Consider the following 21,308-nt stretch of genomic DNA (forward strand, 5'->3'; position numbering starts at 1 on the left):
ACTCCTGCCTAGAGCGGGGCGTTCAGCAGCTTGGCCGCAACGTCGACCGAAGCACCGCCGTGGACGATCTCCACCAGCGCGGCGACCATCCGGTCGGGCCGTTCGGCCTCCACGATGTTACGTCCGTAGACGACACCGCGGGCTCCCGCCTCGACCGCATCGGCGGCGAGCTGAAGGGCGTCGCGCGGCGTCGGCTTCATGGGGCCGCCGAGCGCGAGCAGCGGCACCGGGCAGGACGCGACGACCGAATGGAACTGCTCGACATCGCCGACGAACTGCGCTTTGACGAAGTCGGCGCCGGCCTCGGCCGATATCCGCGCCCCATTGGAGACGTTCTCCACGGTGTGCGCCTCGACGTTCGCGAAGCCCACCGGAATCGGCTCGGCCATGAGCGGCATCCCCCACCGATCCGCCACGGCGGCGAGCTCTCGCAGCTCACCGAGCTTGGTGACCTCCGGATTGCCCGGGAACACCTTCAGTTCCAGTGCGTCCGCACCGAACCGCAGCGCCTGTTCCACGCCGTATCCAGCCGACGGAATCTCGCTGTCCAACGCCAGGATCAGCCCACGGCCGCCCAGGTCGCCCACCACGGCGCGGGCGAAGCCGATGCCCGCCAGGATCGCGTCGACCCCGCCGTCCACGATGCGCCGGACGGAGGCGCGAGCATCGCCGAGACCGGGCCTCACTCCGTACTTCAGTCCAGCGTCCATGGCCGCGACGACCGCCTTGCCGTCGCTGCCGAAGACGTGATGCATCCGGCGCAACGGCCAGGCCGGCAGCTGATCGGGAAAGCAGTACGGACCATCGGCCCGGTCCGACTCGGATGCCGTGGGATCTACTGTCGTGGTCATCCTTTTCACGTCCCTCCTGTAGTCCGCGCCGGACTGGGCACGCCCGGTCCGATCACGCCGTGATGAGCGACTTCAGGCCGGCCTGCGACCTCGTCGTCTCGAAGGCCTCCGCGATGCCGTCCAGACCGAAGCGGTGGCTGACCAGCGGGTCGGTCTGGACCATCCCGAACTGGAGCAGCCGCAGTGCGGTGCTGAAGTCGTGCGGGCTGAAGTCGTGGCTGCCGTTGATCGACACCTGCTCGTAGTGCGGGATGTCGGGATCGAGCTCCACCGTGCCCTTGGGGTGGGTTCCGGCGAACAGGTTCACCGTGGCGTTCTTGGCCGCCATCGCGAGCGCGGACCTGATCGCCGCGGGGTGGCCGACGGTCACGACCACCGCGTCCGGGCCGTACCCGTCGGTGAGCGCGCGCACCTCGCCGGCGCCTCCGTCGTCGCCGGCGAGCACCACATCGTGCGCGCCGACCGAGCGCGCCACCTCCAGCCGCGAGGCGATCCGGTCCGTCACGATGACCCGGGCGCCCCTGCGCGCCGCCACCTGTGTGTGCAGCAGCCCGATCGGCCCGGCTCCGATCACGAGGACGTCGGCCGCGAGCGGCATCGGCACCGACCGGTGAGCGTTGAGCACACAGGCGAGCGGCTCGCAGAAGCTCGCGGCCTCGAACGATACCGGGTCCGGGATCAGCCGCAGCTGACCGACCGGCATCTTGGTGAACTCGGCGAATCCGGCGATCGGATGCTTGACCACGGACTCGCAGAAGTTGGCCGCGCCACGGCGGCACTGCCGGCAGGTGCCGCACACGCCGCGCCAGTCGACGACCACCCGGTCGCCGACCCGCCACGTGCCCTCCACCTGCGGGCCGAGCTGCGTGACGGTGCCGGCGATCTCGTGCCCTGGCGTCCAGGGTGACGCGTACGACTTGGCGCCGGTGTATCCCCGGATGTCGCTCGGGCACACGCCCGATGCATGGATCTCTATCGTCGCCTCGCCCGGCCCGGGGACCGGATCCGCCACCTGCTGGACACGCAGATCGCCGGCGCCGTACAAGAATGCTGCTTTCACAACCGTTACTCCCTAGAGCGACTACGTATTCGCGGATCCGCGAATTGTCATGGCCCTTCCCTCGTGGAGGCCGAGCCACCGCCGGCCGTTGGCGCTCAGCCCGTCCAGGCCGCCCACCTGGGCGAAGGCGTCCAGTCGGGCCATCTCCGCCCGGATCGTCTGCCGATCGACGAACGGGAAGTCGGATCCGAAGACGACGTGCGACGGCGGAACCACGGTGAGGAGCGAGCCCAGACCCGCCGGGCCGGCCGACAGCGCGCAGTCGTACCCGAACCTGCTCAAGGTTGCCTGCACGCCCGCGGCCCGGACCTGCTCGAGCTCCGGCAGCGGCTCGGCGATCTCCAGCCTCCGGCTGACATAGGGCAGCACACCGCCGCAGTGCGAGAACACCCAGCGGATGCCGGGAAACCGGTCATGCGCCCCAGTGAGCATGAGGTTCATCAGCGATCGGCTGGTGTCGAACACGTACTCCAGCAACGACGGCCGCAGGGCGACGGCGTCGCGCGCCCACCACGGTGGAAGCGTCGGATGCACGTGGACCAACGCGCCGATGCCGCTCAGCACTGCCAGCACGGCGTCGAAGTCCGGGTCGCCCAGGTAGCTGCCGCCGTAGTTCGACAGCAGGCTGACCCCCGCGAAGCCGTCCACGTCCAGCAGGCGCTCGATCTCCGCGATGGCGCTGTCGGCCGACGGCAGCGGAACGGCGGCCAGAGCCAGGAACCGGCCCTGCGACGACTGAACCACGTCGTGAAGCTCGTCGTTGGTGTCCCGGCAGAGTGCCGTGGCGAACTCCTGATCGCCGAAATAGAAGCCGGGCGACGCGGTGGACAGCACGCTCACCTCGATGCCGAGCTCGTCCATGGCCGCGAGCGACGACTCCGCGCTCCACTCAGGGAACCCGATCCCGGGCTGTGCCTGGATGCCGACGGCTTCGAGGCGTCGCACGTAGCTCGGCGACACGACGTGCTGGTGGAAGTCGACCAGCCCGCCACGCGTCACGGCAGCCCCCGCACGGCGCGGATGGTGCGCAGCACGTCCTCCGGGCCGCCGCTCTCATGCCCGTTGAACTCCCACACGACCATCTCCTTGGGGCCGCCGTATGCGTTGTGGGCGGCGAAGACGGTGGACGGTGGCGACACGACATCGCGCAACCCCACCGAGAACGCCGCCGGGCAGGTCGCGCGGCGCGCGAACGAGACCCCGTCGAAGTAGGCCAGCGTCGCGAACGCCGCCGGAGCCTGGTCGCGGTGGATCGCCAGCCACCGGGACACCTCGCCGTACGGGCTCTCCGCCGTCATCCGCAGCGCCCGCCGGAACGCGCACAGGAACGGCACGTGCGGAACGATCATCGTCACGTCGGATCGCAAGCCCGCCACCACCAGAGACAATGCGCCGCCCTGGCTGCGACCGCTGGCGACGAGCCGATCCGTGTCGACCTCGGCCGATGAGCGCACGACGTCGACGAACCGGTACGCGTCGACGTACAGCCGGCGGTAGTAGTAGTCGTCCCTGGACAACAGCCCGCGCGTCATGTGGCCGGGAATGGCCGGGGTGCTGCCCACCGGATCCGGGGTGTGGCCGGCCCGCCAGGTGCTCCCCTGGCCCCGCGTGTCGAGGATGGCATGGGCGAACCCGGCCGACGCGTACGCCAGCGACTCGACCGGCAGTCCTCGTCCGCCGCCGTAACCCAGGAACTCGACGACGGCGGGAACCCGGCCGCTGCGGCGCGCCGGCAGCAGCAGCCAGCCCTTGATCCGCGCACCGCCGTAGCCGGTGAACTCGACGTCGAACACATCGATGGTCTGGAGCTCGGTGACCACCGGTGTGAAGGCGACGTCCAGTGGACGGGCCGTCTCCGCGGCGATGGTCGACTGCCAGAACTCGTCGAAGTCGGCCGGCTCCGGCTCCTGGTAGTGGAACTTCTCGAGCTCCTCGATGGGTAGGTCGACCTGCACGCGCATCCCCTCTGGTCGGCGCTCGCCGTGACGGCCGTCTCACGCGAGTTCGGCGTAAGCCCGGTAGTTCGCCGAGCCAGGCCCCGCTGCCCTGCTCCGCAGGACCGCGGGCCGCGTGTAGTGAGCAGGACTCGGCTGGGTCGCCGGCAGATCCGGGCGATCGGCCGGCTCGGCCTGGTCGAGAAACTCCAGGACGCCGGCCATGAAGGCCGGTAGATCGTTCGGCAGCTGCGCGGTCAGCAGCTTCCCGTCGAGCACGACCGGTTCGTCGACCCACGTCGCGCCGGCGTGCCGGACATCGTCGCGGATGGTCGCGACCGACGTCGCGCGCTTGCCGGCAACGACCTCGGCGGTGGCCAGCAGCCAGCCGGCATGGCAGATCGCGGCCACCGGCTTCTCATCGGCGACGCTCTTCTTCACGAACTCGACCATGGCCGGGTTGCGGCGCAGATACTCCGGCGAGAACCCACCCGGAATCACGACGGCGTCGAAGTGCTCCGGCGTCACATCACCGATAGCCACGTTCGCCACCGCCGGGTACCCGAGTTTGCTCGCGTACACCTCATTCGTCGCCGGGCCCACGATGACCGGCGTGGCACCTGCCTCACGAAGCCGGAGAACCGGATACCAGAGCTCGAGCTCCTGATACTGGTTCTCCACCAGAACCGCGACCCGTGCATCGGACGCCTTCATTCGCGCAACTCCCTCGTCAGGGCCGTGTGGATGTCAGGTGAGATCAGACGTCGATCGAGAAGATGCGGCGCGGGTTGTCCACCATGATCTTCTGCAGGTGCTCGTCGGTGACGCCCTTGCCTTTCAGCCGCGGCACCCAGCTGGTGAACATGTAGCTCAGGTCCACCTTCTCGTTCAGAAGCTGCGGATCGTCCTCAGTGACCCCCGCGCGGGGATTCATGAACCACCGGTCGAACGACATGACGATGCGGTCGCCGTAGCCCTCCTCGAGCAGGACGACCAGGGCGTTGGCCATCGCTTCGTCCAGTTCCTCGGCGCTGCCGACCCGCCACGGGATGCCCACGTGGTCGAGCTGGACGTTGGCGCCCATCTTGAGCACCTCACGCATCGCGTCGAGCTGCGGCGGCACGAAAGCGTGTCCGAGAATCACCTTGCCCGGATCCATGCCCTCCTCCAGCAGGATCTCCAACTGCTCGCGGAGCGGATTCGTGACCTCGAAGTCCATCGGGTCGATGTGGGTGTTGATGGCGCAACCGACCTGTGTGGCCGCATGGGCCGCGGCCCGGATGACCCGGTCCTCGATCTCATGGATGTGCCGGCCGTTGGGCCCGACGGGGCTCGGCATCGGCGTGACGCTCTCCTGGCCGGTGGCGATCTTGATGGCACCGGCCCGGTACGGGGTTTTGTGCCAGGCGAAGACCATCCCGTCGGTGAGGTCGCCGACGAAGAACTCGGTCAGCTCCTCCCGGGTCTGCCGACGCCAGTAGTAGGGAATGCCCATCCGCTCGGGGAAGAAGCCCGTAATGGCGATGACGTTCATCCCGGTCCGCTTGGACACGTCAGCCATGAACTGCGGATAGCGGCCGACCTCGGGTGGCGTCATGTCGACGATGGTCCCGTACCCGTAGTTCTCCTTGCCCTTGGCGACCTGTCCGGAGACGAAGTCCAGCGCGGCGTCGTAGTCCAGGGCCGCGCGCGGGTCCAGTTCGGCGCCCGGGTAGCCGTACAGGAGGTGTTCATGCGACAGCATGAGTCCCGAGTTCTCGGCCGGGACGTCGCCGAGGACCGTGCGTAGAACGCTCACGTCATCTCTCCTTGTCGAGCACTAGATCTTCGGTCAGTCTTCTCATCAGGTCGGGCAGATCATCGGCAGTGCCGAAGGACGCCTCGGGCTCGGCGTCCGGGCCTAAGCCTCGATCCGTGGAAGGGCTATCGGGTGATCTTCGCTCCTGACTGTTGATCTTGATCGGGGTCGTGGGCAGGGCTGGTCGGCTGGTCTGCCCAGCTCTTCCACGTGTCGGTGTCCGGTCGGGGCCCGGTGCGGGCGGTGGTCGACGGTCAGGCCGCCGCGGCGGGTGGCCCGGTGGCGAGCACGTGGTTCCAGAGGCGGGTCCACTGCTGGGCCCAGGGCCAGTGCGTGGGCAGGTGCAACACGCGGCGGCGTTGCGGGCGGGCCAGCCGGGCGGGCACGGTGACGATCTGTCGGCGCAGTGTCGCGCCGCGCGCGACGGCATGCCGCGGACTGGTCAGGGTGCCGGCGGCGCGGAGCAGGTTGTGGGTCATCGCGGCGCAGGTCGCCCAGGCGGCGTTCGCGGCGAACCGGCCAGACGGCAGGTGGGCCAGCGGCCCGTCGATGAGGTCGGCGAACACGGTCTCGATGATCGCGTGCGCGCGGTGGGTGATGTCCGCGTCGGCGGTCGGTTCGGTGTTGTCGGTGAAGAACGGGTGGTGCCGCCAGACCGGGAACAGTTCATCGGTCTTGGCGCGGTCGCGGACCCGGCGCACGATCAGCCGGGCGGTGACCTGGTGCTTCTTGGCCTTGGAGCCGAACGCGGTGAACGGTACTTCGGCGACGTGGGCGTCGGAGATCAACTGCCCGGTGTCCGGGTCGACGACCGCGCCGGGGTAGTGCACCGGTGTCCACGCGTCGGCGGGGATGGTCGCGATCGCCCTGCTCACCGCACGGTTCTTGGTCAGCGCCACGGAGAACCGGGCCCCCGCCCTCACGCAGGCGCCGACGACGACGCTGTTGCCGTAGGCCGAATCACCGCGGACCAGGATCTCACCCGCCGCGCCGGCGGCGCGGGCGGTCCGGATCGCCTCGGCGACCATCGTCGCCGCGCCCTTCCCGGAACCGGCCCGCCCGGCCCGTAGCCGGATCCCGGCCACCACCGGCGCACCGTGCTCGGTACTGATGCTGGTGGCCAGCGGCGACAGGCCCTTGCGGAGCACCTGCCGCCCGGCGATCTTGGTGTGCCCGAAGCTGGCGCCCTGCTTGGCGTGCCCGTAGACCGGGCGCAGCAGCGAATCGATGTCGACGAACGCCCGAGTCCCGATCCCGGGCAACAGCCCCGTCGTCGTGACGAGGCCGACCAGATGCGCCCGCGCGACCGAGGCCAACTGCAGGGCATGGCCATGGGTGAACTCCCGCAGGAACTGCCCCAGCGTGGCCGGCGCATACACGCCGCCGAACAACCGGCCCATCCCGCCGGAACGGACCACGTCCAGATCGTCGATGCAGTCCGCGCCGGCAGCCATCCCCGCCACGATCGAGGTGATCTTGCCCGCCGGGTTCACGCCGGCCGACTTCACCCTCACCGAGCCGACCGCGACCTTGGACGAGATCAGCTCGGACAGGCCAGCCTGCTCGGCCAAGGCCATCACCGGCACCAGCCCCGCGCACGACACGAGATTCTCGTCATCGAACCTCGGCATCGCCTTCGACCAGACGTGAGATAGTCGCACCGAGAGTGCCTTCCGCAGCAGTGGCGATCAGGACCTAGACAATCCAGATCCTCCCTGCACAGAAGGCACTTTCTTCGTCACCACACCGAACGACCAGCCAGCCAGTCCACGGATCGAGGCTAAGCCTCGATCCGTGGAAGGGCTATCGGGTGATCTTCGCTCCTGACTGTTGATCTTGATCGGGGTCGTGGGCAGGGCTGGTCGGCTGGTCTGCCCAGCTCTTCCACGTGTCGGTGTCCGGTCGGGGCCCGGTGCGGGCGGTGGTCGACGGTCAGGCCGCCGCGGCGGGTGGCCCGGTGGCGAGCACGTGGTTCCAGAGGCGGGTCCACTGCTGGGCCCAGGGCCAGTGCGTGGGCAGGTGCAACACGCGGCGGCGTTGCGGGCGGGCCAGCCGGGCGGGCACGGTGACGATCTGTCGGCGCAGTGTCGCGCCGCGCGCGACGGCATGCCGCGGACTGGTCAGGGTGCCGGCGGCGCGGAGCAGGTTGTGGGTCATCGCGGCGCAGGTCGCCCAGGCGGCGTTCGCGGCGAACCGGCCAGACGGCAGGTGGGCCAGCGGCCCGTCGATGAGGTCGGCGAACACGGTCTCGATGATCGCGTGCGCGCGGTGGGTGATGTCCGCGTCGGCGGTCGGTTCGGTGTTGTCGGTGAAGAACGGGTGGTGCCGCCAGACCGGGAACAGTTCATCGGTCTTGGCGCGGTCGCGGACCCGGCGCACGATCAGCCGGGCGGTGACCTGGTGCTTCTTGGCCTTGGAGCCGAACGCGGTGAACGGTACTTCGGCGACGTGGGCGTCGGAGATCAACTGCCCGGTGTCCGGGTCGACGACCGCGCCGGGGTAGTGCACCGGTGTCCACGCGTCGGCGGGGATGGTCGCGATCGCCCTGCTCACCGCACGGTTCTTGGTCAGCGCCACGGAGAACCGGGCCCCCGCCCTCACGCAGGCGCCGACGACGACGCTGTTGCCGTAGGCCGAATCACCGCGGACCAGGATCTCACCCGCCGCGCCGGCGGCGCGGGCGGTCCGGATCGCCTCGGCGACCATCGTCGCCGCGCCCTTCCCGGAACCGGCCCGCCCGGCCCGTAGCCGGATCCCGGCCACCACCGGCGCACCGTGCTCGGTACTGATGCTGGTGGCCAGCGGCGACAGGCCCTTGCGGAGCACCTGCCGCCCGGCGATCTTGGTGTGCCCGAAGCTGGCGCCCTGCTTGGCGTGCCCGTAGACCGGGCGCAGCAGCGAATCGATGTCGACGAACGCCCGAGTCCCGATCCCGGGCAACAGCCCCGTCGTCGTGACGAGGCCGACCAGATGCGCCCGCGCGACCGAGGCCAACTGCAGGGCATGGCCATGGGTGAACTCCCGCAGGAACTGCCCCAGCGTGGCCGGCGCATACACGCCGCCGAACAACCGGCCCATCCCGCCGGAACGGACCACGTCCAGATCGTCGATGCAGTCCGCGCCGGCAGCCATCCCCGCCACGATCGAGGTGATCTTGCCCGCCGGGTTCACGCCGGCCGACTTCACCCTCACCGAGCCGACCGCGACCTTGGACGAGATCAGCTCGGACAGGCCAGCCTGCTCGGCCAAGGCCATCACCGGCACCAGCCCCGCGCACGACACGAGATTCTCGTCATCGAACCTCGGCATCGCCTTCGACCAGACGTGAGATAGTCGCACCGAGAGTGCCTTCCGCAGCAGTGGCGATCAGGACCTAGACAATCCAGATCCTCCCTGCACAGAAGGCACTTTCTTCGTCACCACACCGAACGACCAGCCAGCCAGTCCACGGATCGAGGCTAAGATCGAGGCGACCGCCGTCGTCGCCGTGCCCACCGAATAGATGCGCGCTGTGCCCTGATGGGCCGCGCGGACGAAAGCACGCTGCTCGTCGGAGTAGGCAGGTACCCCGGTGACCGTGCCGGCGAGAACGACGGCGTCCACATCGGCGGCGTCCGCGCCCGCTGCGTCTGGAATCAGCGGATAGCCGAGGTTGCTCGTGACGCCGGCTGGGTCCGAGCTGAGAACGTAGACACTCGCGCCGTCCTCCCGCGCCCGTAGTACCGGGTACCAGAGCTCGAGCTCCTGGTATCCGCCCGCGGCGAGCACCGCGATCTTCCGACCTTCCAACGACATGGGCTGACTCCTCGTAGCAGTCGCAGCTGTCCCGCGCCTGGCATCCTGTCCGCTTGCCTGATAATCACTCGGCACCATCAGCGAGGCAAGCCCCCGCACTCAGTTGTCCTCGAGCACACGGGCACCCGCCTCGGCACATGCGAGATCGACCACGGGCGCGGCGCCACTCACGCCCAGCGCGCCGATGAGTGCTCCGCCCAGCCGGAGCGGCACCCCGCCGGGGAGAACCAGGATCCGCCCTCTCGCGCTGCCGGCCATGCCCCAGTCCGCGCCACCTGGCGCCGTTGCCTCCGCCCAGGCGTGTGACGGCGCTCCGAACGCCGCGGCCGTGAACGCCTTGTCGTGAGCCAACTGGAACGCGACATCGTTCGCGCCGTCCATCCGGCCCGCCGCCACGATCGCCCCGGCCGGATCGGTGACGGTGACCGCAAGAGCGACTGAGCGCCGCGCGGCCTCGCGCTCAGCGCCCTCGAGCACTCGGCGCGCCAGGTCCAGGTCGATACTCACGATCTGCAAGGTCATCGTCGCCTCTGTCGGGATGCTCGTACGGGTGAACGCTCCGGAGAGCCGCCGCGCCGGCGTCTCGTCCTGGCCCGTCCTGTGGGTTCATGACGCAAGCAGGCCACCGTCCACGACGAATGACTGTCCGGTGATGTATCCCGCGTCCGCGGACGCGAGGAAGCAGATCAACCCGGCCACGTCGCCAGGCTGCCCGAGTACGCCCAGGGGAATGCGCGCCACCAGGTCTCGCTCGGCGGAGGCGCGCTCACCGCCGACACGCGACCAGTATGGATCGTTGAATGGCGTGTCGATCCACCCCGGGCATACACAGTTGACGCACACGCCCTCTGGCCCCAACGCCACGGCCAGCGACCTGACCAGGGCGACGAGTGCCCCCTTCGACGCGGCGTAGGCGAACGAGCCGCCGCCACCCCGAAAGGCCGCCGTCGAGCCGGTCAGCACCACCCGCCCCGCCCCGGACTCGGCCAGGTGCGGCGCCGCGGCCTGAGTGAGCAGGAACGGCGCGCGCGCGTTCAGCGCCATGGTCGCGTCCCAATCCTGGATGGTGAAGTCGGCGAGCTCGCGCTCCACCAGCATGCCGGCGCAGACCACCACAGCGTCCAGGCGGCCGGTCAATAGCAGGGCTTCCGCCACGGCCCGGCCCGGGCCGTCCGCGGTCGCGAGGTCGCAATAGGCGACCGATCGGGCTCCAGGGGCGCTGACCTCCGCCATGCCCTCTTCCGCCAGCTCCACCGCCACATCGGCGATGTGGACGTCCCAGCCCTGCTCGAGCAGGCGTCGCGCGGTGGCACGCCCGATTCCGGTGGCGCCTCCCGCGATGAGAGCCGTTGGCATGCCCCTCCTCGTGTCGAACGGCGGTGTTTCGTACCGAAGCTGTCCAGTTGTCCCGCTGCCTGACATCATGCTTAGATTGGCCCGCCAGCGCAACCCATGCTCGACACTTGTCGGGCAGCCTGGCCACCTGAGACCTCACGCGAAGGGTCAGCACTGCATGTCCATGAACCCCGCGCCCTCGACCTTCCCCAGGCTCCAGGCATCCGGGCCCCCGCTCGAGCGGGGGCGCTCTTATGGGCGCCTGGCCCAGCGCCAGATCCACGGCTCGATCCAGGGATACGCCGCGGTCTTCCGGCACTATCAAGGATGGGATTGGAACCAGGTCCAGAGCAGGGCGACGGTCTTCATGCCGATCATCGAGGAGTTCTCCCCCGCGACAGCACAGGAGATCGTCGGGATCGCCGACGGCGCCGGGGTCGAGGTCGCGGACATCCTCGCTCTGAACACCCGCAGCGAGATCATGTTCACGAGCGGGGATCCCGCGAACATCCCCACAGAGTGCACGTCGTTCTGCCTGACTCCCGAGGTCACCGCGAGCAAGCGGCTGATCGCCGGACAGAACTGGGACTGGCTCCTGCATGCTCGCCAGACGTCGGTCGTCCTGGAGGTACGCCGTGAGGACGGCCCCGACTTCATCACGCTTGTCGAGGCGGGTCTGCTCGCCAAGGTCGGCCTCAATCAGAGCGGCGTCGGCATCTGCACCAACACCTTGATCAGCAGCCATGCGGAAGGGAGACCTGCCGTCCCCTACCACGTCCTCCTGCGCTCGGTGCTCGACAGCGACTCAGGGGATGACGCGGCCAAGCGGATCATCGAGGCGTCCCGGGCGAACTCGGCCAACTATCTGATCGTCGACGACTCCGGGTTCTGCCAAGACCTCGAGACCACGCCCGTAGCCGGAGGCGTCGAGCGACTCGGTCCTTCTGCCGGCGTCATCACCCATGCCAATCACTTCCTCAAGGCGGAGCTGACCGCGCGCGATGTCTACGTCGAGAGGAAGCGTCACACCCTCGATCGACTGCGCTCCATCGACCGCAGTCTGCGAACGGCAGGATCGCACTCACTCGACACGGTCAAGTCCGCGCTGACCGATCACAGCTTCGAACCGAACAGCGTCTGCCAGCACCCCAACATGGACCTGCCGGAACCCGAGCGGACCTGCACCGTTGCCGGCGCGATTCTCGACGTGACCGAACGGACGATGCACGTGGCGGCCGGGAATCCGTGCGAGGCCGACTGGAGGAGCTACGGGCTCGCACGGTGAGCCGCGCCAGTCGACCGAGGCTACTTGCTGTCAGACGACCTGACGGGTAGCTTGCCATTGTGACGATCAGACCTGTGGAGCAACGGCGTGCCTCAGAGGTTGTGAGGAGCCAGCTCATCGATCTGATCGAGAGTGGCGAGTACGCCCTGAACGACCGGCTCCCCTCCGAGGCGGAGCTGGCCCAGTCGTTTTCCGTCAGTCGCTCCGTGATCCGCGAGGCGCTGCACAGCCTGAATGCGCTCGGCCTGACCAAGTCCTATGCGGGCAAGGGCACGTTCGTCGCGTCGAGGCAGCTCAGCTCCAAGCTGCTGATCGGACGCTATCTCCCGTCCCAGCTCAGCGAGGTGCGCAGGGCGCTGGAGGTTCCGTCGGCCCGTCTCGCGGCAGAGCGGCGGACGGAAGGCGACCTTCAGACACTCGAAGAACTGGTGCAGCGATTCGGCGCGACAACCGACGCCGCCAAGCGGGTGCAGGTCGACGCCGACTTCCACATCAGCATCGCGGGGGCCACCAACAACCCGCTCTTCCAACGGCTGATCGCTGATCTACGCGCCGTGCTCCAGGAGCAGGCCTTGCGCCTCACCACCATCAAGGGCCGGCCCGGCCAGGCGCACAAGGAGCACATGGCCATCTACGCGGCCATCGCCGCCGGAGACGGGATGGCCGCCGCCCGCGCCATGGAGGCGCACCTCGACGCCGTCGAGGAGGGCCTCGGCCATCGCGAGAGCTGAGCGTTCCGGTGCCGCTCGCAGGTCCAGCCCTGCGGGGGTACTCACACCCCGGCCACGGCCCCACTGCTCAACGACGCATAGTAGGCGTCGATGATCTGCTGGACGTGAAGGGCGGATGCCGCCGACACGGCCCTCTTCAAGCCACGTCCCGACCGGAGGTGTGCCACAAAGTGTTCCGCTTCCGCGGCGTAGCTCGTCCGAGGCTCCACATCGCGCCGCCAGCCGGACAATCCGGCCGGCGCGGGGACTGACGACCAGCCGGCCAGTACGGTCCGTTCACTGGTCACCACCTGGTATCGGTCGTGGTAACAGGTCAGCGTGCCGGCGGTGCCGTGGAAGGAGTACTTCAGCGGAAGCGGCCCGACCTGACCCCACCGGGTGTCGACAGAGCCCAGCGCACCGCTCTCGAACTCCACCAGGGCAGCGGTGCCGTCCTCGATCCCCTCGGGCAGGTCGTCGTCGTCCCTCGCGCCGAAACCGACGACCCGGGCGGCCGGGCCGAGATAGTCGGTCAGCGTCGTCAGGAGGTAACCGGCCTGGTCGACGAAGGACCCGCCACCACCACGCTTCACGTCGGTCAGCCAGTCCGCGAACTCGGCCGACACTCCCATGGCCTGGAACCCCGCGTGCCCCGCCAGGCCGCGGGCGAACCGCACGCGACCGATCAGGCCGCCTCTGATCAGGTCACCGACCTCGTCGTACAGCGGATCGAACGCGGTGTGGAACGCGCACATCACTGTTCCGCCGGTCGTCCGCACCGCGTCGGCGATGGTGGCCGCCTGCGTCCCGGTCGCCGCGAGCGGCTTGTCCTGATAGACGGCGATCCCGCGCTCCAGCGCGGCGGGCACCACCTCGGTCTTGGCGGCGTTGTCGACACACACCAAGATCGCCTCGACGTCGGCGGAGTCGAAGAGGTCGGAGTGCGACTCGTACTCGGCGACACCGGGGATGGTGGCCGCCAGCCGCGTTCGCAACTGAGAGCGCGGCTCCGCGACTGCCACCAGCTGCACCCCGTCGACGTCGCGGAGTGCCTCGATCAGCGGCCACACATGGTCACTGATCAGGCCCACCACACCGAACCGAATCGGCGCGGAGCCCGCGGGATCAGCCATGGACGAGCGCTTCTTCCTTGATGCTGGGATCGAACTTCGCCGGTTCGAACGTGGTGGTGAGCTCGATCGCCTGACCGGTCCGGCCGGCCTCCTCGGCCTTGAGCATGATCTCCAGTGCATGCCGGGCCTGGTCCAGCGTGAGCTCGTTCGGCCGGTCGCCTCGGACCACGTCGACCAGGTGCTCGACGATCAGTGCACGCTTCAGGTTGTCGACGTGGCGCTGCGCGAAGGCGAGGTCACCGATCTCCACGTCCCACCAGCCACGGACGCCGTGAGCGTGATCGACCCTGAAGACCTCGAGCTGCTTGCCGCCGGTCACGTTCAGGTTGTGCCACATGTTGAGGGTCCCCTCGCGGCCGAACACCTCCATCCGAGGCGACTTGGCGGCCCACACGTTGTAGGTGCCGTCGATGACACCGAAGAGCGAGTCACCGAAGTCGAGGAGCACCAGGTTGTTGTCGTTGGCCGTCACGGGAAACGTGAGTCCGCGATAGGGCCCGGCCGGGACGGTACGCGTGGCCTCGGTGATGCCGAAGAAACCGAACACGCGCTGCACCGGGCGGTTCAGGATGCCGATCATCTCGTGCATGCTGTACACGCCGATGTCGAACATCGGGCCGGAGCCCTTCTCGTAGAACCAGCTCGGATCGCTCGGCCAGGCGATACTGCCCGGGCCAGGCCCGGAGCTGCGGTGCCGCACGAAGCACAGCTGGCCCACGGTGTTGGCCGCCAGCAGCCGGCGAGCTTCCCGCCTGGTCGGATAGAGCATGTTCGGCGGCGCACAGACCACCGTGAGGTTCCTCGCCGCGGCCGCCTCCTCGAGCGCGTCGACCTCCTCGATGGTGACGCCCACCGGCTTCTCCGTCGTCAGGTGCTTGCCCGCCTCCAAGATCTTCAACGACGTCTCGCCGTGGACCGGAATGGGGGTCAGATTCACCACGGCGTCGAATTCGCCATCGTCGAGCATGTCGTCGAGCGACGTGAACACCTTGGGAATGCCGAAGCGCTCCGCAGCTTCCTCGGCCTTCCGCTGGACCGGATCCGCCACGGCCGTCACCACTGCCTTGTCGGCGATGTGATGGAGATTGGGCAGCACGCCGTTGGGCTGAACCGCGATGTTTCCGGCTCCCAGCACAGCAAACTTCATCGGCTCCATGCTCAGTGTCTTCCTTTCGGCGAAATTGCTATCCCTTGATCGCACCGACGGTGGCGCCGGAAGCGATATACCTGCGCACGATGATGAAAAAGATCATCACCGGGATCGCGAAAATCGTACTGGCGGTCATGATCCCGCCCCAGTCCGTGCCGTATTGGCTGGAGAACTGCTGGAGGGCTCCCGGCAAGGTCTTCATCGACTCGTCCTGCAGGAAGGTCATGGCGAGCAGGAGTTCGTTCCACGAGGTGATGAACGCGTAGATCGCGCTGACGGCGATCCCCGGTAGCGCCAAGGGCACGATGATGTGGTAAAGGATCTGCGCTCGATTGGCGCCGTCCACCATCGCCGCCTCGTCCAGGGAGATGGGAATTCCGGCGAGAAACCCCCGGATCAACCAGACGGCGAGCGCCAGGGCGAGCGCCGTATGCGCGATGATCACCCCCGAGTACGTGTTGAGCAGGCCGATCTCGCGATACACCGCGTACAGCGGGATCACCACCACGATCGCCGGCAGTAGCTGAACCACAAGGAGCGCGACGGTGATGGTCGTCTTGGCCGGAACGTGGAATCGTGACAGCGCATAGGCCGCCAACATCCCGCAGAAGGTGGCCAGGAACGTCGCACCGATGGCGATGATGAACGAGTTCAGAAACTGCTCACCGATCGCGCCCCTCAACAACGTCTCATAGCGCTCCAGAGTCGGGTTCGATGTCCAGAATTGCGGGGTGACCGTGAAGATCTCGGTCTCCGGCTTGAGCGAGGTCAGGATCATCCAATAGAACGGGAAGACACTGAACAGCCCGATGAGGATGGCGAAGGCACCGAGCAGCACCCGACGACCCCGGCGCGCGACTCTCGCCCGGTAGGGCAGGTGGGTCAACGGCGACGTCGCGGTCATACGGTCTCCTCTCGCTGCATTCGCACATAGAGGAAAGTGACCACGGCCAGTACCGAGAACGAGAGCATGGCCAGCGCCGAGCCCATCCCGCCGTCCAGGAAGGCGAATGCCTCGAGGTAGGTCAGCAGCGACAAGATCTCAGTCGAGTGGTTGGGCCCGCCCGGGGGAACCGTCATGACGAAGATGTGGTCGAACGCCTGGAACGCCTGGATGGTGGCCAAGACGAACAAGACCATGATCACCGGCCGCATGATCGGGATCTTGATTCGGGTCAGGATCTGGAACGGCGACGCGCCGTCGAGCTTCGCAGCCTCGTTGACGTCCTCGGGCACAGCCTTGAGAGCGGCCAGCAACGCGATGGCGAGGAACGGGATCTTCGCCCAGATAATGGCGATCGACACCACGATCAGGGCGGTCGGCCCGGAGCTGAACCAGCCGAACCCGTCGAACATGTCGAGTCCGAGCTTGCTGAGCACCCAGTTGACCACGCCGTACTGGCTGTCGAAAGCCCACTTCCACAGGATGGCAGCTGAGACCCTGGGCATCGCCCAAGGCAAGATCACCAGGATCGTCAAGAGCTTCATGCCGGGCAGGTTCGAGTTCAGGACGAGCGCGATGATCAAGGCGCCCACCATCGACCCGACGACCGTCACGGCCGTGAGCATGATCGTACGAAGGAAGGCCGCTTGCGCGCCTGGGTCAGTGAACATCTCGACGTAGTTGTCGAAGCCGACCCAGGCGCCCGTTCGCAGTCCTCTGCCCTCATGCAGCGATATCCAGACGGTCTGGACCAGCGGGTACCCGATCACTCCCAAGATGCCGATGGCTGCGGGTGCCATGAGCAGCCATGGAACGATCTTCAAATTCCGGTGGCCGGAACGACGCCGAGACGTCCGTGATGCCAGAAATGTCATGTCGCTCCGCTGACTCGCCGCCACGATGCCGGGCCGTCCACCGTCACTCGTCGAAGATCGAGTTCATCTCGGCGTTGAGATCGTCCATCGCGGTGTCCGCATCGAGCTGGCCGCCCATGATGGCCTGCATCGCGTTGATGATGGCTCCGCTGCCCTCGATCTCGCCCCATGCCGGATCCGCCGGCACGTAACGCGTGTGCCTGGCCTGATCGACGAACGGGCTGAGCAATTCGGTCGAGAAGGAACCCGTCGTCTGTTCCGCCTCCATGCCCTCCAGAGAGGCCGGCAGCATGCCGATGCTCGACGTGTACCCCACGACGTTCTCCGGCTCCACCATGTGGTGCAGGAGCTCGGTGGCCTCCTCCTTGTACTCGCAGTCCTCGAAGATCACCAGGTTGCTTCCACCGGCGAACGTGTCGTTGTTGCCGCCAGGTCCCATGGGAAGCTCAGCCACGGCCAAGTGCTCCTCGAGCTCAGGCGCCTGGGCGATGACAGATTTGACCTGGAAACTGGCGAAGACACCCATGGCGATCTTGCCGAGGCTCAGGCTCTGGACCGCGTCCGCGCCCACCCAACTGGCCGACTCGGCCGGCGCGACGTTGTCGTCCCGGAGCAGGCTCCCGTAGAACTCGAATGCCTCCTTGGCCTCCGGGCTGTCCATCGTCGCTTCCCAGGAATCGCCGTCCTGGACCGCGATCTCGCCGCCCCAGTTCCACACCAGCGGGAGGTAGTACCAGATCTCGCCGCCGATGACGCCGAACCCGGCGATGCCTTCATCCGCGTTGTCCTCGGACAGCGTGATCGCGGCCGCCTTCACGTCCTCCCAGGTCTCCGGAACCTCGAGGCCGCTGGCATCCAGCAGGTCCGTGCGGTAGACGAACGCGCGGTTGGCCACGTTGTACGGATAGCCGTAGACCGCGCCGTCAAGCGTCGCGCTGTCCACCATGGAGCCGACGAACTGCTCTCGCGCCTCGTCTTCGCTGAGGTCCACCTCCGCCAGGGCACCCATCTGAGCGAATTCCGGCGTCCAGGTGTTGCCCAGCTGAGCCACGCATGGGGGCTCACCCCCGGCGACCGCGGTGACATACTGCTGGTGAGTGTCAGCGCCGCCGACGAACCTCAGGTTGACGCTCATGCCCGGGTTGGCATCCTCGAAGCTCGACATCACATCGTTGATCTCACCCTGCAACTCGGTGCCCGGATCGTTGAACCATACGCTGAGCTCCCGTTCCTGTGTTCCAGCGTCGTCGTCCGCACCGCAACCGGCCAATGCCACGGTGGCACCGACGGCCAGGCACGCAACGCGTTGCCTCGATCGACCCATCGTCTTCCTCCCGTTGCCAGATCTGACCCAAGGTCCTTGCGCCTGAGCACCCAAGGCGCCGACTGCTACGCGGCTTCGCACGCACCGCGTCCGATACCCGGCGCTCGCCTGCCAGACCTGTTACCTGGCTGCCGGACAGGTTGTCATCTTCACAAGCGCGGAATGGCTTGGCAAGGGTGTCGACGTAAATACTTCGAACCGGTGGATTCAATCGGTCCGGTCAGGGCACTGCCGGTCCTCGGGTCAGACCGACCCTCACCTGGCCTGACCGTCGAGCCGGGCACCCGCAGGCCGTCCTCGTCGACCAGGTAGGTCGTATGTGCTCTCGTCATCGTGCTCGCGGGCTGAGCGTCGGCGGCGCCACAACGGAGGTACTCGCGCCAGCTCCACAGACAGCCGGAGCGGCCTCGCCGAGCGCCGTGATGGCTACGCCGAGAGTAGGTTGACGACCACTTTGGTGGCCGCGCCCCGCCGGGCCCGCCGACGTGGCGTGGGGTGCCGCGTGGAGCGAGCAGCGGCTGGACGCGCGCGAAGGCCGCCAGGGTGCCGACGAAGATGGCGAGCCGGCCGGCAGGATGCGCTGCTGACGGGGCTCGGCGGTGCGGAACCACAGGGCGGCGGTGAACGGCCGGTCCGCCACGTCGATCGACGGGTCGTAGGGCAGCTCGACGTAGTCGCCGGCCAGCTCCAGCGCTTGGCCGAAGACGCCGCGTGCCCGGCGCGGGCTGCCGCTGACGACGGCGTGGTTCCCGGCGCCGGCCTCGTCGGGCGTGGTGGCCCGGCCGCGGGACGGGACGGTCGATGGTGGCCATCGGCACCCGGGCGAGACTGATGCGCTGGTGGTAGGTGAGCGGCGTCTCGTCGGACAGTCGCGGGCCATTCTCGTACAGGACGCCGAGCGTGTCGTCGTCGACCGTGGCGAGGTCGGAGTAGCCCGCCGGTCCGTCGTGGACGACCTGGCTGATCGCCCAGGTGGCGCCGGCGTCCAGGCTCGACCACAGGGTGAGCCGGTCACGCGACGACGGGTGCCAGGGCGCGGCGAAGACGATCCGCTCGCCGCGGTCGGTGCGGCGGTTCTGCCGGACCAGCGATCCCGAGACGATCGGGGTCTCGAGATCCGGCACGATCTCGAACGGCCCGTCCAGCGTCTGACCGCCATCGCTGCTGGTCGCGGCCGCGCGGTTGCCGGGTGCGGTGCCCTGGTGGTCGCGGGTGTTGAAGTAGACGGTGCCGTCGCCGAGCTCGACCACCGCGGTCTCGTTGGGGACGACGATGCCGTCGTCGTACGCGCCGAGCGCACCGCCGAGCCGCCAGGTCTCGCCGTGGTCGTCGCTGTAGACAGTGTGGATGCCGACGACGGCCGGCCGGTCCGCGGTGGCGGGCAGGATGTTGTGGTTGCCCGGCACGAGCAGGCGGCCGGCGTGCGTTCCGTGGGCCAGCTGGATGCCGTGCGTCGGCCCGCCCACGTAGTGGCGCATCTGCGGCAGCTTCACGTCGTCGGTGAGCTCCCGCCACGGCGACCAGGTGACGCCGTTGTCGTCGCTGTGGATGACGAACGGACGGGGCACGTCCTCGGGGCCGACGGTGCCGTCGACGATGTCCTGGTCGGTGACGTCGCCGCCGGTGCGGACGAAGAACAGGTGCAGCCGCCCCGTCGACCGGTCGAGCACGACGGACTGGTTGGCGATGCGGTGCGGCGGGTCGGCGGCCACCACGCGCAAGGCGCCCCAGGTGCGCCCGCCGTCGGCCGACCGCTCGAGGACGAGCTGGATGTGCCCGAAGTCCTCGGCGTTGTCGACGCGTCCCTGCGCGAACGCCAGCATCGACCCGTCGGCGGCGCGCACCAGCACGGGGATGCGGAAGGTGTGGAAGTCGTCGGTCTCACCGCGTTCGAACACGGTGGTCTCCTCGGCCCGGCGACTTGTCGCCGCCGCCGGCCGGCCGCCGAGGGTGAGCACCGAGGCCCCACCCACGACCCCGGCGGCCTTCAGCAGATCACATCGTCGTATCCCGTCCACGATGGTCTCCTCACGAGGTTCAGGCCGAGCCGCGGCGGATCAGCTCCCAGGGCTGCAGGCGCGTCCGGCCGGCGGCCGGCGCCTCGCCCGCCATCCGGCCGATGAGCAGTTCGGCAATCTCGGCCGACCCGACGGACGACGGGCCGACACTGGTCAGAGGGGGGTTCATGACGAGGTCCTCGTCGATGTTGCCGACGCCGATGACGGCGACGTCGTCGGGCACCCGCAGCCCGAGGTCACGGGCGGCCCAGATGGCGCTGACCGCGGCGATGTCGGTGGCCGCGAACACCGCCGAGGGCCGGTCCGGCGACTCGAGCACCCGCGTGGCACTGCGGTAGGCCTCGGCGCGCGACGACGCCCCCGCGACCACGAGCCGCCGGTCCAGCGGCAGGCCGCCGGCCTCCAACGCGGCCCGGTAGCCGTCGAAGCGGCTGTGCCGTGCCGCGTGCGGCGGGAACTCGCCGACGAACGCGATGCGCCGGTGGCCCCGCGACACGAGGTACTCGACCCCGCCGCGACAGGCCTCGGTGACGTCGCCGCGGACGACGTCGATGCCGTCGCGGGCGGCCTCGTCCGCCACCAGCACGACCGCGATGCCGAGGTCGACCAGCCCGGCCAGGGCCTCGTTGGCCGCCCTGGCGCCGGCCACGATGACGACGCCGTCGGCCAGCCGGCGGCGCAGTTGCGCCACGACGGCCGACCGCGCGTCGACGACGTCGCTCACGGTGATGACGAGCGTGTACCCGTGCCCCGCCACGGCCTCCTGCAACTCCTTGGCCAGCACGTCGAAGTACGGGACACCGAGCCGCGGCAGCACCAGGCAGACCCGTTCGGTGCTGCGCCGCCGCAGCGCCCGTGCCGACTGGTCGGGCACGTAGTCGAGCGCCCGGACGGCCTCGAGGATGCGCTGGCGGGTCTCGTCGCGGACCCGGCTGCCGCCGGACCTGCGGCCGCTGAGCACATACGACACCGTCGCCCTCGAGACGCCCGCCAGGCGGGCGACGTCGGCGGCCGTGGGCGGGCGACGGGTCTCAGCCATCCGTGGTTACTCGATTAACCGACCGCATGGCCTTGGACCCTAGAGCCCGGCCGGCGGA

Annotated in this window: 20 protein-coding genes; 2 read left to right on the forward strand and 18 right to left on the reverse strand. The window is 68.6% G+C overall.

Going from position 1 to position 21,308, the window contains the following annotated elements:
• Positions 1-8: 8 nt before the first annotated feature.
• From BLV05_RS29300 to BLV05_RS29350, 11 genes are all read right to left on the reverse strand, one after another.
• The gene (locus tag BLV05_RS29300; protein ID WP_082155880.1) at positions 9-851 is read right to left on the reverse strand and encodes a class I fructose-bisphosphate aldolase; all 843 of its coding nucleotides are present in this window, start codon (positions 849-851) and stop codon (positions 9-11) included.
• 52 nt (positions 852-903) lie between these two features.
• Positions 904-1,911 carry a zinc-dependent alcohol dehydrogenase gene (locus BLV05_RS29305; protein ID WP_082155881.1) on the reverse strand — a complete coding sequence of 336 codons (1,008 nt, stop codon included), beginning with the start codon at positions 1,909-1,911 and terminating at the stop codon, positions 904-906.
• Positions 1,912-1,932: 21 nt separating this feature from the next.
• Positions 1,933-2,910 carry an amidohydrolase family protein gene (locus BLV05_RS29310; RefSeq protein ID WP_052763238.1) on the reverse strand — a complete coding sequence of 326 codons (978 nt, stop codon included), beginning with the start codon at positions 2,908-2,910 and terminating at the stop codon, positions 1,933-1,935.
• Entirely contained in the window at positions 2,907-3,866 is a 960-nt protein-coding gene (locus BLV05_RS29315; RefSeq protein WP_197683391.1) for an acetylxylan esterase, read from the reverse strand. The genes BLV05_RS29310 and BLV05_RS29315 overlap by 4 nt, the downstream gene beginning before the upstream one ends.
• A 39-nt stretch (positions 3,867-3,905) precedes the next feature.
• A complete protein-coding gene (locus tag BLV05_RS29320; protein ID WP_046773107.1) occupies positions 3,906-4,559 on the reverse strand; it encodes a type 1 glutamine amidotransferase domain-containing protein in 654 nt (217 codons plus the stop codon).
• Positions 4,560-4,602: 43 nt separating this feature from the next.
• Positions 4,603-5,643 (reverse strand): phosphotriesterase family protein, encoded by a 1,041-nt coding sequence (locus tag BLV05_RS29325; protein ID WP_046773108.1) that lies wholly within the window; start codon positions 5,641-5,643, stop codon positions 4,603-4,605.
• A 254-nt stretch (positions 5,644-5,897) separates the two neighbouring features.
• On the reverse strand, positions 5,898-7,304 hold the full coding sequence (locus tag BLV05_RS29330) for an IS1380 family transposase (protein ID WP_172860593.1): 1,407 nt from the start codon (positions 7,302-7,304) through the stop codon (positions 5,898-5,900).
• A gap of 271 nt (positions 7,305-7,575) precedes the next feature.
• Positions 7,576-8,982, reverse strand: coding sequence for an IS1380 family transposase (locus BLV05_RS29335; protein ID WP_172860593.1), 1,407 nt, complete (start codon positions 8,980-8,982; stop codon positions 7,576-7,578).
• Positions 8,983-9,009: 27 nt separating this feature from the next.
• Entirely contained in the window at positions 9,010-9,438 is a 429-nt protein-coding gene (locus BLV05_RS29340) for a DJ-1/PfpI family protein (protein WP_172860716.1), read from the reverse strand.
• Positions 9,439-9,537: 99 nt separating this feature from the next.
• A complete protein-coding gene (locus BLV05_RS29345) occupies positions 9,538-9,945 on the reverse strand; it encodes a GlcG/HbpS family heme-binding protein (RefSeq protein ID WP_160312759.1) in 408 nt (135 codons plus the stop codon).
• A 99-nt stretch (positions 9,946-10,044) separates the two neighbouring features.
• A complete protein-coding gene (locus tag BLV05_RS29350; protein ID WP_046769691.1) occupies positions 10,045-10,794 on the reverse strand; it encodes an SDR family NAD(P)-dependent oxidoreductase in 750 nt (249 codons plus the stop codon).
• A gap of 157 nt (positions 10,795-10,951) precedes the next feature.
• On the opposite strand from BLV05_RS29350, the gene BLV05_RS29355 reads away from it, so the two are divergent.
• Complete coding sequence (locus BLV05_RS29355; protein WP_046769692.1) at positions 10,952-12,058, forward strand: C45 family autoproteolytic acyltransferase/hydolase; 1,107 nt, start codon at positions 10,952-10,954, stop codon at positions 12,056-12,058.
• 59 nt (positions 12,059-12,117) lie between these two features.
• The gene (locus BLV05_RS29360; RefSeq protein ID WP_082155357.1) at positions 12,118-12,789 is read left to right on the forward strand and encodes a FadR/GntR family transcriptional regulator; all 672 of its coding nucleotides are present in this window, start codon (positions 12,118-12,120) and stop codon (positions 12,787-12,789) included.
• Between the two features lie 41 nt (positions 12,790-12,830).
• Here BLV05_RS29360 and BLV05_RS29365 read toward each other — a convergent pair whose 3' ends face one another.
• The 7 genes from BLV05_RS29365 to BLV05_RS29395 all read right to left on the reverse strand — a co-directional run bounded on the left by BLV05_RS29365 (position 12,831) and on the right by BLV05_RS29395 (position 21,250).
• Positions 12,831-13,862 carry a Gfo/Idh/MocA family protein gene (locus tag BLV05_RS29365; protein WP_172860718.1) on the reverse strand — a complete coding sequence of 344 codons (1,032 nt, stop codon included), beginning with the start codon at positions 13,860-13,862 and terminating at the stop codon, positions 12,831-12,833.
• Between the two features lie 31 nt (positions 13,863-13,893).
• The gene (locus BLV05_RS29370; RefSeq protein ID WP_046769694.1) at positions 13,894-15,057 is read right to left on the reverse strand and encodes a Gfo/Idh/MocA family protein; all 1,164 of its coding nucleotides are present in this window, start codon (positions 15,055-15,057) and stop codon (positions 13,894-13,896) included.
• Positions 15,058-15,085: 28 nt separating this feature from the next.
• On the reverse strand, positions 15,086-15,955 hold the full coding sequence (locus BLV05_RS29375) for a carbohydrate ABC transporter permease (protein ID WP_046769695.1): 870 nt from the start codon (positions 15,953-15,955) through the stop codon (positions 15,086-15,088).
• Positions 15,952-16,794, reverse strand: a complete 843-nt coding sequence (locus BLV05_RS29380; protein ID WP_046769696.1) for a carbohydrate ABC transporter permease — start codon at positions 16,792-16,794, stop codon at positions 15,952-15,954. The genes BLV05_RS29375 and BLV05_RS29380 overlap by 4 nt, the downstream gene beginning before the upstream one ends.
• A 118-nt stretch (positions 16,795-16,912) precedes the next feature.
• Positions 16,913-18,145 carry an extracellular solute-binding protein gene (locus BLV05_RS29385; RefSeq protein WP_046769697.1) on the reverse strand — a complete coding sequence of 411 codons (1,233 nt, stop codon included), beginning with the start codon at positions 18,143-18,145 and terminating at the stop codon, positions 16,913-16,915.
• Between the two features lie 197 nt (positions 18,146-18,342).
• Positions 18,343-20,211 (reverse strand): sialidase family protein, encoded by a 1,869-nt coding sequence (locus BLV05_RS29390; protein ID WP_152690829.1) that lies wholly within the window; start codon positions 20,209-20,211, stop codon positions 18,343-18,345.
• Positions 20,212-20,230: 19 nt separating this feature from the next.
• A complete protein-coding gene (locus BLV05_RS29395) occupies positions 20,231-21,250 on the reverse strand; it encodes a LacI family DNA-binding transcriptional regulator (protein ID WP_046769698.1) in 1,020 nt (339 codons plus the stop codon).
• Between the last annotated feature and the right edge of the window lie 58 nt (positions 21,251-21,308).

The sequence above is a fragment of the Jiangella alkaliphila genome, from assembly GCF_900105925.1.
GTDB classification, from domain to species: Bacteria; Actinomycetota; Actinomycetes; order Jiangellales; family Jiangellaceae; genus Jiangella; species Jiangella alkaliphila.

What these genes read in the sequence shown, in the direction of transcription:
- BLV05_RS29300 (WP_082155880.1), bottom strand. Translation starts at nt 851, where the DNA reads ATGACCACGACAGTAGATCCCACGGCATCCGAGTCGGACCGGGCCGAT.
- BLV05_RS29320 (WP_046773107.1), bottom strand. Translation starts at nt 4,559, where the DNA reads ATGAAGGCGTCCGATGCACGGGTCGCGGTTCTGGTGGAGAACCAGTAT.
- BLV05_RS29340 (WP_172860716.1), bottom strand. Translation starts at nt 9,438, where the DNA reads ATGTCGTTGGAAGGTCGGAAGATCGCGGTGCTCGCCGCGGGCGGATAC.
- BLV05_RS29350 (WP_046769691.1), bottom strand. Translation starts at nt 10,794, where the DNA reads ATGCCAACGGCTCTCATCGCGGGAGGCGCCACCGGAATCGGGCGTGCC.
- BLV05_RS29355 (WP_046769692.1), top strand. Translation starts at nt 10,952, where the DNA reads ATGTCCATGAACCCCGCGCCCTCGACCTTCCCCAGGCTCCAGGCATCC.
- BLV05_RS29370 (WP_046769694.1), bottom strand. Translation starts at nt 15,057, where the DNA reads ATGGAGCCGATGAAGTTTGCTGTGCTGGGAGCCGGAAACATCGCGGTT.
- BLV05_RS29375 (WP_046769695.1), bottom strand. Translation starts at nt 15,955, where the DNA reads ATGACCGCGACGTCGCCGTTGACCCACCTGCCCTACCGGGCGAGAGTC.
- BLV05_RS29380 (WP_046769696.1), bottom strand. Translation starts at nt 16,794, where the DNA reads ATGGCACCCGCAGCCATCGGCATCTTGGGAGTGATCGGGTACCCGCTG.
- BLV05_RS29395 (WP_046769698.1), bottom strand. Translation starts at nt 21,250, where the DNA reads ATGGCTGAGACCCGTCGCCCGCCCACGGCCGCCGACGTCGCCCGCCTG.